The following is a 12,082-nucleotide window of genomic DNA, read 5'->3' as shown; positions in this document are numbered from 1 at the left end:
CCTAAAAATTTGGTGGAGACGAAATCCACAAAATCTCAGTTTCAAGCTTGCCATCATTCTTTAAATAGTGAGGGCTATTTGCCTTAAAATAAAAACTTTCGCCCTTCCTAATCTTGTATTGTTCATTGCCATAAATGAGAGTCACACTTCCCCTTATGACATAGCCAAACTCTTCCCCCTCGTAGGGAGGAATCTCTTTAGACTGGCCACCAGGCAAAATTTTTATTCGCATAGGCTCCATTTGATTTTTTTGTGCGTTGGGCACAACCCAATCAAGTACATAGCCAAGCTCTTCATTTTCACTTTCAAAAAAATCTTCATCTTTAAAAGTAATTTTTTCATTTTCTTCTCTTTTAAAGAAGTGTGAAGGGTCTGTCCCTAGGGCTTCCAAAATATCCAAAAGAGAATCAACAGATGGTGATGTTAAGTCTCTTTCGATTTGTGAAATAAAGCCCTTAGTGAGTTCTGACCTGTCAGCCAGTTCTTCTTGGGTAAGACCTTTTTCAATTCTCATATCTCTTATTTTATTTCCAATATCCATTCCATCACCTATAATATTAAACAAATTACTTAAATTATTAAACTCATTAGAGTATAATTGTTAAAGATATTAATGTCAATAGATTTGGGCTATTTAATAAAGTAAATTTTTTGTTAAATATAATTTACCCAAATTATTTTTTATTTTCTCACTTATAAATTTCCTTTTGCCTGCCCTTTTCCAATTTGTGTTATAATTTTTCCAGAGGTGTTACATGGATACTATAAAAAAAAGATACAATGCCATAGATTTTTTGCGTGGCTTTACAATTATAAATATGATAATTTTTCACGGTCTCTTTGACCTTGAAAATTTTTATGGCTTTAACTTCAACCACGACTTTTACTACTACCAACAATATATTTGCATTTCCTTTATTTTGATTTCAGGTTACTCAACGCATTTTTCCAATAATTTTAAGAAAAAATTTTTGATTTTGACGGGACTTTCTATCTTAATAACCCTTGGCTCCTACATCTTTTCAAGAGAAGATGCAATTTATTTTGGCATCATTCACTTTTTTGCGGCAGCAAGCTTAATTCACATGCTCTTAAAAAATTACATAAAAAAAATAAATCCAAGGCTCGGACTTATTATTAACACGATTTTATTTGTCTCACTTAAAAAAATATATTATGGAAGTATTTTCTTTGGAAAAATAATTCTTCCAAAATCTTTTTACAGCTTAAATTTATTTTTCCTGGGTTTGCCTGGTGAAAATTTTTATTCAGGCGATTATTTTCCAATAATTCCTTGGATATTTCTCTTTTACATGGGCTACTTCCTCTTTGATTTTGTAAAATTTACAAAAAAAGAAGCCTCCCACAACTTTATTTGCGTCATGGGTAGGCATTCTCTTTTAATATATTTTCTCCATCAAATTATTTTAATTGGAGTTTTTTCTCTAATCTTCTCTTTTAATTAAAATCTTCCGCTGGCGCCACCGCCACCAGAGGATCCTCCGCCGCCGAAGCCGCCAAAGCCTCCACCACCAAAGCCACCGCCTGATGATCCGCCGAAGCCTCCGTATCCACCGCCAAAGCTTCCAGGTCCCCAGAAAATTACTGGGCGTCTTCTTCTGCCGCCAGATCCTCTTCCGCCACCATCATTTTTATTTCTAAAAATAAGTGAAATTATAAAAAGAATTAAAATTATTCTCAATATAGGAAAAATTGATATAAATAGATTACCTTCACCTTCATCATATGAATAATCTATTTCTTCCTGTGGCTCTCTTGCCACAATGTCCACTCCATATTCATCTTCATATAATTTTATCAGCTGAGCATAGCCTTCGAGGATTGCCTTTTCAAAGGGCCTGTCACCTTCATTTTCAGAGACAACTTTTCCCATTGCCCTTATAATTCTTGAGGCATAGGCATCAGGTATAAAGCCTTCAGATCCATAACCCGTCTCGATTCTCACAAATCTGTTGTCTTCGTCTAAAAGTGCCACAAGCATGAGGACACCATTGTCCTTGCCCCTTTCGCCAATTTTTATTTCGTTAAAAATCCTTGTTCCATACTCTTCCAGTGAATATCCTTCCAAGTCTTTAACAATTACAACGGCAATTTCTCCACCAGTTTTCTTTTTAAGATCATAAGTGGTCTTGTTGAGATAATCAATGGACTCTTGGCTTAAAGTGTTAGTCTCGTCATAGACATTGTAGGACATTTCGCCCTTGTCAAAGGCATAGACATTAAAGACCAGGGTGATGGCAAATAAAATTGTAGCTAACAATTTTTTCATTTTAATCACCTAAAATTTAACTTCTGGTACTTGATTGTCCTTTTCTGAAACTTCAAAATAATCTCTTGGTCCAAAGCCTAAAATTTTCGCAATAATATTTGTTGGGAACCTTCTAACTTTTTGATTGTAAGTCTTAACTGTTTCGTTGTATCTCATTCTTTCCGTTGCAATTCTATTTTCTGTGCCTTCAAGTTGGGCTTGTAGGTCTAAGAAATTTTCATTTGCCTTTAATTCAGGATAATTTTCAACAACAACATTAAGTTTTTGAATAGCTTCTGTCAAGTTGTCATTAGCTTCTGCAAGTTCCTTAGGTGTAGATGCTTCGTTAACACCTGCACGAGCCTTAGTAATTTCAGTGAAAGTTTCCTTTTCGTGGCTAGCATATCCCTTAACAGTTTCCACAATGTTTGGAATTAAATCTGCACGCCTCTTAACTTGGTTTTGGACTTGTGCCCAAGCACCATTCACATCTTCATCTAGTTTAACTAATTTGTTCCATTGTCCGCCAAAGAAAATTGCAAGTACAACTACAACAGCTATTACTGCAATAATCCCAACGGCACCTCTGTTTTTATTCTTCATAGTCTCCTCCTATCTTACTTATTTTCATCTTACTTATAGCATCATCTACAAGACTTTCACAGTCTAATGGCTCTTCTGACTTTTCTATTCCTTCTACACTTGGCGTCAAGAGTGGATGTTTTGGCAAAAATATTGTGCAGCAATCTTCAAAGGGAAGAATTGATGTCTCATAAGTATCAATGTCCTTGGCAATATCAATAATATTTACCTTGTCCATGCCAATTAGTGGTCTAAAGACGAGTTTGTCTGTAATATCATTGGTAACCTTCAAGCCGTCAATAGTTTGTGAGGCAACTTGTCCAAGGTTTTCGCCAGTGATGATGCAGTCGTAGCCATTGTCCCTTGCAATTTTATCTGCTATCCTCATCATAAACCTGCGAGAGATAATAGTCATCTCATCTTCTGGGCAATTTATGTTGATTTCCTTTTGAATGTCCAAAATATTTACAGAATAAAAAGTAAGCTCGCCAGAAAAACTTGAAATGTCCTCTGCAAGTTTTTTGACCTTTTCTTCTCCCCTTTCAGATGTGAAAGGATAGGAATGGAAGTGCAAGCAGTCCACAAGGACTCCCCTCTTTGCCATTAAAAATCCTGCAACTGGAGAATCAATCCCTCCTGAAAGAAGAAGAAGTCCCCTGCCATTTGTGCCAGATGGAAGTCCACCGTGTGCCTTAATCTTATCTACATAAATATAGGTATCCTTTTTCAAATCGCAGTAAACAAAAAAGTCTGGCTCGTGAACATCAACCTTTAGGTCGAAGTTTTTTAAGATAACGCCACCAATTTTTGCAGAGATTTCCATGGAATTAAGTGGAAAGGACTTGTCGCCCCTGTTGGTCTTTACCTTAAAAGTTTTGTAGGATGGATTTTTCTTCAAAGTTTCATCTACAATTTTTATAACAGCCTCTTCAATCTTTTCCTTGTCAGTTTCCACAACATAGCAGGGCGCAATGTAGACAATACCAAAGACGTGCTTTAGCCTGTTTATCATCTTCTCTTCGTTGTCTGTCACCACTTCCACATAGACCTTGCCCATGTTTTGATATATTTTTCCATGGTCGATATTTCTAAGATTTCTCTTAATAGTGGAAATAAGTTTATTTACAAATTTATACCTATTTTTACCCTTTAGGACAAGCTCTCCAAGGGAGAGTGCCATAACTTTTTTCATTCTATCACCTATCTCATTATCTTTCTGATTTCACCTACATACTTCACAAGTTTTTCCACGAAAACATCTATGTCCTCTTTTGTAGTGTCCTTGGAAGTGCAAATTCTTATTGTGCCTTCAGCGTACTTGTCGGCAAGCCCTATTGCCTTTAAGGTTGTGGACTTGTGAGTACCATTAGATGTGCAGGCAGATGCAGTGGAAATATAAATCTCATCGCCCTCCAAGTAGTGGAGAAGGACCTCTGCCCTTATATCTAAAATTGAAAGAGAAACAATAAAATCTGTGGCATTTTCTGGAGTGTTTATCTTGTAGTCCTCTAAATTTTCTTCCAGTTTCTTTAAAAGATATGCCTTGATTTCCTTGGCGTGGTCAAGCCTTTTGTCTAAATCTCTTTTTGTAAGCTGGCACGCCTTGCCAAAGCCAAGTATGCCCGGAACATTTTCCGTACCAGATCTTAGTCCCTTCTCTTGACCTCCACCGATAACAAGACTCTCAATGTTTAAGTCCCTTTTCTTGTAGAGGGCGCCCATGCCCTTTGGTCCATAAATTTTGTGGGAAGAAAAAGAAAAAGTGTCGCAGCCTAAGTCCTTAACATTGACAGGAATTTTCCCCACAGCTTGAACTCCATCAACATGACATAGTATATCCTTGTTTTTTGCCTTGGCAATTTCAAAAAGTTCCTTGGCCTTATTGACAGTCCCAAGCTCGTTGTGAACATAAATTAAAGAAACTAAAATAGTGTCATCATTTACTTCCTTTTTGAACTTTTCCACATCAACAGCGCCAGTCTCGTCAACATCAAGATAACAAACTTCATAGCCAAGCTCTTTATAATGCTTAAATTGGTCGTCAATAGATGCGTGTTCAATGGCAGAAGTGATGATCTTCTTGCCCTTTCTCTTGTTTTTTAAAATGGCACCGTGAACTGCAATGTTGTTGCTCTCTGTTCCGCCAGAGGTAAAATAAATTTCATCTGCCTGAGCACCAATAAGGGCGGCAGCATTTTTCCTTGCCTCTTCAATTTCCTTTTCCACCCTTAAGCCAAAGCTGTGAAGAGATGAAGGGTTGGCAAAATCATCTGTGAGAGCCTTCATCATGACATCAACAACTTCCCTATCAGGTTTTGTCGTCGCACAATTATCTAAATAAATCATATATCTTCCTTCTATCATAAATTCTTTCTAATATATTATACTATAAGACGAAGTGTCCTTCTATCTCTATTTAGATTGAAGTTTGGGCGAAAATTTTTAAATTTATAAAACTTTTAATGATATACTTGAAGTGGTGATAGGATGAAAAAATTGGAAAGAAAAATCAAAAGAGCTAGGGAAAATTATTTAAAAATCGAAACATCAGGCTTATCAAGAGAAATAGATTCAATTATTGTAGTGAGCCTTGTGGAAAAAAATAGAGACATCCTAAAAACTTTTTACCTAGAAAATTTAAAAGAGGAAAAAAATTTGTTGGAAGAAGTTATGCCTATCCTTCAAGGAAAAGAATTTATAACTTACTCCGGCAAGACCTTCGACCTTCCCTTTATAAAAGAAAAAGTAAAATTTTACTTTAACAAAGATTTAGATTTTAATCTAATAGACTTGCAAGAAGTGACAAAAAAATACAACTTCATCTTTAATTTAGAATCACACTCCAATAAAAATCTTCTAGAAAAATTTATTGGTTTGGAAAATTTAAAGGACCAAAAAGAATACCAGGGCATAAAAATAAAGACCCTTTTTAAAAATTACCTAGAGGGCGATAAGGCAGCAATAGAAAAAATTTTAGCTTATAATTTTATGAACCTGGAAAACTTAACATTACTTGACGCAAAAATAAAAGAAGAGCTTGAAAAAAATCTCTCCCTAAAAGTTTTAGACTTCACATTTTTTATAAAAGACATAAAACTTTTGGATAACAAGCTTGAAATATCTGGCGTCACAAATTACGGATCCGACTATTTCTCCAACAGTGAATTATACACAATTGAGATAAGTGGACTTGAGGAAGAAGAAAAATTTGGAGAAGAAGAAAAAAATAAGGCAGAAGAAAAAAATTGCCAGTCAGAAAATTTTTACCAATACCTAAAAAATTACGGATCAGAAATTTTTTCTGAATCAGCAAAAAATTATGAATCTCTAAAAAATTATCAATCAGAAAATTTTTCTGAATCAACAAAAAATTATGAATCAGTAAAAATTAAAGAAGAAGATAAAAAATTTTCCTTAAAAATAAATACAGAGGACGCCCTTTATGACCACAAAAACACTTGCTACTATATAAAGAAAAAAGACTTGGACTTTAACCTGACAAACCCCAGCAAAATAAAAAGCCCAGCCCAAATCCAAATCCTCTACTACAAAAACCACCTATACAAAAACCAAGTGGAACTAATGAGAAAAATTATAGAAAAAGAATTAGGACAATAAAAAAATACCACCTGCATAGTTTTTGCAGGTGATAAGATAAAAAGTAGTTAAAATGTGAAAACCCACCTGTATCGCCTTAGGTGGTATTTTTATATTTCAAACTTAAGTCGACCGCTACTTGTGCCCTGTGGGTAATAACGGTGTCCTCATTTAGATATATAATACCATTAATTTTTTGTATATTCAATAACCTACAACTAAAAAAATTGAAAAGACACAGATAAAATTCTGTCTTTGCTTTTGCTTTTTGCCTCCTTAATAAAATATGAATTAAGGCTCTATAATATTTGTTAGAGATTTACTCCCCAACAGATATTATAGAGCCTTTTTATTTTAGAAAAATTTATAAAAAGAATTACAAAAACTTAAAATTACTATTATAAAACAAATTTATTTAAAGCCTCTGCGACACCCAAAGATCTTTCATTTTCGCACACATAAAAAGCAGCGTCCTTTAGATCGTCAACCGCATTGGCAACGGCAATAGAATAACTTGAAAAATTAAGCATTTCCCTATCATTTGTATTATCGCCAATAGCCATAACTTCAGAAGGCTTTATATTCAACTTATGACATAAGTATTCTAAAGACTTACCCTTATCAACCTCTTTTGGCATAATTTCAATTAAATAATTTTGTGATTGTGCAATATAAACTTCATCATCCAAAAAATCTCTCAATTCTTCTTGATAAACACCAAGCAAATTAGGATCCACCACAATCATTGCCTTTGGCGAAGGTTTAAAATCATATAAATCAAAATCTATTGCCTCAATTGCCTTTACATTTTTAAGGTCTGGGTCTATACGAGTTTCATCAGTAACTTGTTCAACAAGTATTTTACCATCTTCATAAAATTGACAATATAAATTTTTCAATTTACAAAAATCTACAATTTTTTTCATAAGACCAACGTCTAAATTTTTTGAAAAAACAATTCTATCTTTATTGTCAACAATTAGAGAACCATTATAGCAAATAATATAAATATCTTCTCCTATCATATCTTTATAAATTTTGGCGGACTGATAAAGCCTACCTGTCCCCAAAACAATAAAAACACCCTTTGACAAACATTTCTTTAATAAAATCAAAGTCTGATCATTAATTTTATTATCCTTATCTAATAAAGTGTTATCCAAATCACTAACAACTAATTTAATCATATTAACTCCACTATATAAACTAAATATATAAAAATACACATAAAATTATCATTCCTATTATTATATCAAGAATTAAAAAATACTGATAAGTTTTTAAATACAACTTACGCCTATGCCTTGGTATGACCTTTGTTATATGTGCAGGTTTAAAACAATATAAACTAAATATCCTCTCATTATTAAAAAGTATAGACTCTTCTTTTAAATATTCATCAAACTCATTAATTCCCAAAAATTGTCCTTCTGAAAAAATCATATCCTTTAGATAAATATAAGAAACTTTAGCATAAAACAGCTGCCTATTATAAACATCCTTCCATCTTATAGAAATACAAAATAAAATGAACCCTGTAATAAAACCAAAAAATAATACTAAATGATTTAAAATACAATCATTAACACATGAATTATCACTTGTATTAACAAATGCAAAAATACCAGCAATAAGAACAGTATAAATACTATTAAATGTCATCCTTTCAACTTCAATATGTCTTGCATGACTTAAATTTTCAGAAAAAACAGTTTTTAAAAAGTCTATTTTTTGTGTCCTTATCTCCTTACAATCCTTATCGCCATTGTTGAACTCGTCAAAAAGTGATTTAAAATATGAGTAATGCACACTTTCAAGCTCATAATTCTTATTTTTATCCTTATTATCTATTAAGTCGGTAACTAAAAACTTAATCATTATACATAAAAGGAATACTTGTAAAATATATAGTGGCATAAATATTAACATAAAACTTACCTCCTTCTAACCCTACACCCTATATAAATCATATTCTAAATGGTTTCCTTATATTAGGCATATTAAAAATTAACCAGTTCATCAATAATTAATATGAAGTCTCTAAAAGCACCATTATTTCAAAGAATACTTTGTGCCTCTTCCTTTCCCACTTTTAATGACATAACCCTTATCCATCAAATCATTTAACAAATTTAAAACTTTATTCTTTCCAAAACCTGCTGAGATAATTATATACAAAAACAAACGTAAGATTTTGCGTTTGTTTTTGCGTCCTTAATAAAACGTAAATTATATTTTTCCTTTGCTTTTTCGTCCTTAATCAAACATAATTAATCAAAAATACTCTTAAAAGCTTCGTCAACAGTTTGATAATTGCCTTCCTCAATATCTCTAAACCCATCATCTAACAAAGCATTTAGATCATCAATAGACATTTTTGAAACATCTATTAAATCCCCATAATACTCTTCTTTATAAAGAGGCAATCTTTTGTTCACTTTTATATTTAACTCTTCTGACTTTGACATAATAAGCTCCTCTGTTTTTTATTCTATAAAATTTGTAATCAATGTTAATGCTTTGCCAATTCATTACTTAGTAGTAATTTATTATTTTGAATCTTTTGAATCTTTTATTCTTTTTTCCATCTCAATTTCTAGCCAAAAATATGCCTCCGCTCTCTTTTCTTCAGGTTTTTTTAATGAATTTTTTATATTAATAGCTTCTATTACAATTAAAATTATCTCTGCTAACATCAAACAAATTAATTTAGACACTTCAGAACTATCTTTTAAAAAGTTATCTAAAACATAACCTCCTAAGAACAAAATCATTGAAAATAAAATCCCATTCAAACCATCATATTTGTGTTTAGCTTCTAATTTTTTTTCGCTTAATTTAATTAAATCTAGGTTATGCTCATTACAATTTTCTTTTGATAATATACTAATCATCTCTTCTCTAATTTCAGTATCGTTTGTAATATGTTTAATATATTTATTTAAACCTTTTTCACTGAATATATTATCTTTAAAAACCTCATATTTTAAAGAATTAACATTCTCTATCATTTTATTATTATCTTTATTTGTAACTTCTTTAATATTTTTATCAGTTACCTTACGATTATTTTTATTATTTTCTTTGTTATTCATACAAGTCCTCCTATTAAAATAACATTACAATATTCTGTCTTAATAAATCCAAATATAAAATTGAAAATTCTATATTTACCAAATAATAACTAAGTCATAAAACCACCTCACATTAAATTTTACTTTTACTAATATTCCTATTGAGAATATACCAAATAAATTCACATATTTTTAAATTCCAAAAAATTTTTACAGTTTTTTTACTTAAGTAACCTAAACTAAAGATAAACTTAGAAATTTAAAAATTTTTTTCCACTAATTATATGTAAGATTTTTATTCAGATAATCTTCTAATTATATAAATACATTAAAATTAAAAAAATTCATCTTAATTTTTCTAATAAAAAATTCTTTGTCTATTCAATATATACCCTATAATATTATGTTTTTTAGATTCACAAAAAATATATAAACACAATTAACCTTAACTTTAAATATAGCTTATGTCATAAGAAAAATTATATTAAACTACAAATATCTTCCCATCAAAAAAAGGACTCAATTACGAGTCCTTTTTCCTAGCAAATCAATCTTATTTGATTATAACTTTCCATTCTTCCATATTATCCTTTAATCTTAGATAAGTGTGGCTATGGTAAGCTTCAACAAGTTCATAATAACCCCAATGTCCCTTATAAGACATATCTTTGTAATTGTGAACTAGATTTTGGTTTGCATCAATAAAATTCTTGTCAGGGTATCTGTCATACAATTTATTTAACATTGTTGCAACTTCTGCTCTTGTTATAAAATTGTCTGGTTTGAATGTTCCATCTGGATAACCCTTAATTCTTTCATTGCCATAAGCTTGGTTAATTGCAGCTTCAAACTTGTGACCTTTCACATCATCAAATGGAGCAATAGCATTGTTTTTCTTGTCAATATGACTAATTAACTCAGCAAGTTCTGCTCTAGTGACCTTGTCATTAGGTCTAACATTTTCGCCTTCTTTTTCTAATAAATAACCTTCTCTAAATGCAGCGTTGATAGCACCGTTGTACCACATATCTGCCTTAGTGTCTTTATAAATCTTAGAAGACTTATCGCTTAAATCAAGCTTTTGAAGTCTTGCAACTACTGCAATTGCTTCAGCTCTTGTCATATCCCCATCAGGTCTAATAGTATCATCTGGATATCCGAAGATATATTGATCGTGAGAGTTAATAACTTCTTTATCAACTACCTTCTTGTCAACAGATGCAAATACAGGATAAGTTGGAGTATATTCGTGAATCTTTAACTCTGGAATATCATTGTCAATTACAGGTTTATTATCTCTTACACGAATAGTAAGTGTAGTGTGAATTTCTTCACCACCAACTGTTACTACAACTGGAATAACAATTGTGCTTGGTCCGTCATAATTTTCAGGTATAGTTACTGTAATAGAACCATCTGGATGTGGAGTAACAACTACACCATTGCCTGGTTGACCAACTTTAGGAGTTTTATCAGGTGCTGTTGGATTTCCATCCTTGTCCTTGATAGTAGGAGTTACAGTCTTAGTATCTCCCTTGTCAATAGGAGTGTCAGGATAAGTTACACTAGGTCCTTGTGGTGTAGGAGTCGTTTTATCCTTAACAGTTACCTTTATTTCAGATTCAACATCTTTACCATCAACTGGTACAGTTACCTTTACAGTAAAGTCTTTAGGTCCATCGTAACCATCAGGTACTGTAATATCAACTTTACCATTGTTCTTAGGAGTAACAGTTACTCCACCTGGTAAATCATTAGTATTAGTTACAGTTGGAGTTCCAACCTTATTTTCAGGAACTGGTTTACCATCATTATCAGTAACATTTGGAGTTACAGTTTCTGTTTTACCCTTTTCAACTTTTGTATCAGGATATTTAACGCTAGTCTTATCTTCTACAACAGTCACTTTAACATCAACAGTTTCATTTGAACCATCTGGATAAGTTACATCAACAGGAATAGTTATTTCGCTTCCAACTGGTGCATCTTGTGGAATAACAACTGTGATAGCACCTGTATTAGGATCAACAGTTACATTTGTTTGAGTATTATCATTCTTAGCAAATGTTGTTTCCTTAGCCCCATCACTTGGTGCTGGTACATTTCCAGTAACACCTTTTTTAGTAAATGTTGGTGCTGGTACTTGAACTGTTTCGCCAGGTCTTCCAGATTTACCAGTATAGTGTGGATCGTAATCTTCAGCGTTTTTAGTAGTAGGTACATCTTGTGTTGCACTTGCCTTGAATGTTTGATCAGCGTTTACTACTGTGTCTTTTGCTGGTGTCCATGTTACGCTCTTGTATCCTTCTTTTGCTTCTGCATTAGGGAATTTTTCTGCTGGTACTGCTGTACCTTTCTTTACGATTATTGGTTTTACTGTGTCCCAACCCTCTGCTTTGATTGAGTTGTCATCTTTTGTGAATGTTACTGTCGCTGAGTCTGTTGGTACTGGTTTGTTTGGATCTTCTGGTTTTTGAGCGCCATTTTCATATACATATAGCATTTGATTTTCTACTTCTATTGTTGAGTTATCATCAAATGTTACTTTTAATTTTCCTGG

Annotated in this window: 12 protein-coding genes; 2 read left to right on the top strand and 10 right to left on the bottom strand. The window is 32.3% G+C overall.

Annotation, left to right across the window (positions count from 1 at the left end; all coding sequences use genetic code 11):
- Nucleotide 1: 1 nt before the first annotated feature.
- Nucleotides 2–541: a helix-turn-helix domain-containing protein gene (locus tag WMO19_RS08120; RefSeq protein WP_316719785.1), complete on the bottom strand. Its 540-nt coding sequence runs from the start codon at nucleotides 539–541 to the stop codon at nucleotides 2–4.
- A 214-nt stretch (nucleotides 542–755) separates the two neighbouring features.
- Here WMO19_RS08120 and WMO19_RS08115 point away from each other — a divergent pair, with 214 nt between their 5' ends.
- Nucleotides 756–1,466, top strand: coding sequence for a heparan-alpha-glucosaminide N-acetyltransferase (locus WMO19_RS08115; protein ID WP_349171273.1), 711 nt, complete (start codon nucleotides 756–758; stop codon nucleotides 1,464–1,466).
- On the opposite strand, the gene WMO19_RS08110 is transcribed toward WMO19_RS08115, so the two are convergent.
- The 4 genes from WMO19_RS08110 to WMO19_RS08095 are packed head-to-tail and all read right to left on the bottom strand — an operon-like array spanning nucleotide 1,463 to nucleotide 5,197.
- Entirely contained in the window at nucleotides 1,463–2,290 is an 828-nt protein-coding gene (locus tag WMO19_RS08110; RefSeq protein WP_349171272.1) for a TPM domain-containing protein, read from the bottom strand. The two genes, WMO19_RS08115 and WMO19_RS08110, sit on opposite strands and share 4 nt — an antisense overlap.
- A 9-nt stretch (nucleotides 2,291–2,299) precedes the next feature.
- Nucleotides 2,300–2,872 (bottom strand): LemA family protein, encoded by a 573-nt coding sequence (locus WMO19_RS08105; RefSeq protein WP_349171270.1) that lies wholly within the window; start codon nucleotides 2,870–2,872, stop codon nucleotides 2,300–2,302.
- Nucleotides 2,862–4,043, bottom strand: coding sequence for a tRNA uracil 4-sulfurtransferase ThiI (gene thiI, locus WMO19_RS08100; RefSeq protein WP_349171268.1), 1,182 nt, complete (start codon nucleotides 4,041–4,043; stop codon nucleotides 2,862–2,864). Before thiI ends, WMO19_RS08105 begins: the two co-directional genes overlap by 11 nt.
- A gap of 8 nt (nucleotides 4,044–4,051) precedes the next feature.
- The gene (locus WMO19_RS08095; RefSeq protein ID WP_349171291.1) at nucleotides 4,052–5,197 is read right to left on the bottom strand and encodes a cysteine desulfurase family protein; all 1,146 of its coding nucleotides are present in this window, start codon (nucleotides 5,195–5,197) and stop codon (nucleotides 4,052–4,054) included.
- A 141-nt stretch (nucleotides 5,198–5,338) separates the two neighbouring features.
- On the opposite strand from WMO19_RS08095, the gene WMO19_RS08090 reads away from it, so the two are divergent.
- Nucleotides 5,339–6,469, top strand: coding sequence for a ribonuclease H-like domain-containing protein (locus tag WMO19_RS08090; RefSeq protein WP_349171266.1), 1,131 nt, complete (start codon nucleotides 5,339–5,341; stop codon nucleotides 6,467–6,469).
- Nucleotides 6,470–6,846: 377 nt separating this feature from the next.
- Here the strand turns inward: WMO19_RS08090 and WMO19_RS08085 are convergent, their stop codons facing one another.
- From WMO19_RS08085 to WMO19_RS08065, 5 genes are all read right to left on the bottom strand, one after another.
- The gene (locus WMO19_RS08085) at nucleotides 6,847–7,635 is read right to left on the bottom strand and encodes an HAD family hydrolase (RefSeq protein WP_349171264.1); all 789 of its coding nucleotides are present in this window, start codon (nucleotides 7,633–7,635) and stop codon (nucleotides 6,847–6,849) included.
- A 19-nt stretch (nucleotides 7,636–7,654) separates the two neighbouring features.
- On the bottom strand, nucleotides 7,655–8,377 hold the full coding sequence (locus WMO19_RS08080; protein WP_349171262.1) for a hypothetical protein: 723 nt from the start codon (nucleotides 8,375–8,377) through the stop codon (nucleotides 7,655–7,657).
- A gap of 341 nt (nucleotides 8,378–8,718) precedes the next feature.
- Nucleotides 8,719–8,916 carry a hypothetical protein gene (locus WMO19_RS08075; RefSeq protein WP_349171261.1) on the bottom strand — a complete coding sequence of 66 codons (198 nt, stop codon included), beginning with the start codon at nucleotides 8,914–8,916 and terminating at the stop codon, nucleotides 8,719–8,721.
- 81 nt (nucleotides 8,917–8,997) lie between these two features.
- Nucleotides 8,998–9,543, bottom strand: coding sequence for a hypothetical protein (locus tag WMO19_RS08070; protein ID WP_349171260.1), 546 nt, complete (start codon nucleotides 9,541–9,543; stop codon nucleotides 8,998–9,000).
- Nucleotides 9,544–10,075: 532 nt separating this feature from the next.
- On the bottom strand, nucleotides 10,076–12,082 hold a 2,007-nt coding region (locus tag WMO19_RS08065), incomplete at its 5' end, for a YPDG domain-containing protein (RefSeq protein ID WP_349171258.1).

The organism is Peptoniphilus hominis (ex Hitch et al. 2025), from assembly GCF_040096015.1.
Taxonomy (GTDB): Bacteria; Bacillota; Clostridia; order Tissierellales; family Peptoniphilaceae; genus Peptoniphilus_A; species Peptoniphilus_A hominis.
The sequence above is the reverse complement of the archived record's forward strand: the minus strand, read 5'-3'. Positions and strand labels throughout refer to the sequence as shown.

Coding starts and splice junctions, on each gene's coding strand:
- WMO19_RS08120 (WP_316719785.1), bottom strand. CDS start 541: ATGGATATTGGAAATAAAATAAGAGATATGAGAATTGAAAAAGGTCTT.
- WMO19_RS08115 (WP_349171273.1), top strand. CDS start 756: ATGGATACTATAAAAAAAAGATACAATGCCATAGATTTTTTGCGTGGC.
- WMO19_RS08110 (WP_349171272.1), bottom strand. CDS start 2,290: ATGAAAAAATTGTTAGCTACAATTTTATTTGCCATCACCCTGGTCTTT.
- WMO19_RS08105 (WP_349171270.1), bottom strand. CDS start 2,872: ATGAAGAATAAAAACAGAGGTGCCGTTGGGATTATTGCAGTAATAGCT.
- thiI (WP_349171268.1), bottom strand. CDS start 4,043: ATGAAAAAAGTTATGGCACTCTCCCTTGGAGAGCTTGTCCTAAAGGGT.
- WMO19_RS08095 (WP_349171291.1), bottom strand. CDS start 5,197: ATGATTTATTTAGATAATTGTGCGACGACAAAACCTGATAGGGAAGTT.
- WMO19_RS08090 (WP_349171266.1), top strand. CDS start 5,339: ATGAAAAAATTGGAAAGAAAAATCAAAAGAGCTAGGGAAAATTATTTA.
- WMO19_RS08085 (WP_349171264.1), bottom strand. CDS start 7,635: ATGATTAAATTAGTTGTTAGTGATTTGGATAACACTTTATTAGATAAG.
- WMO19_RS08080 (WP_349171262.1), bottom strand. CDS start 8,377: ATGTTAATATTTATGCCACTATATATTTTACAAGTATTCCTTTTATGT.
- WMO19_RS08075 (WP_349171261.1), bottom strand. CDS start 8,916: ATGTCAAAGTCAGAAGAGTTAAATATAAAAGTGAACAAAAGATTGCCT.
- WMO19_RS08070 (WP_349171260.1), bottom strand. CDS start 9,543: ATGAATAACAAAGAAAATAATAAAAATAATCGTAAGGTAACTGATAAA.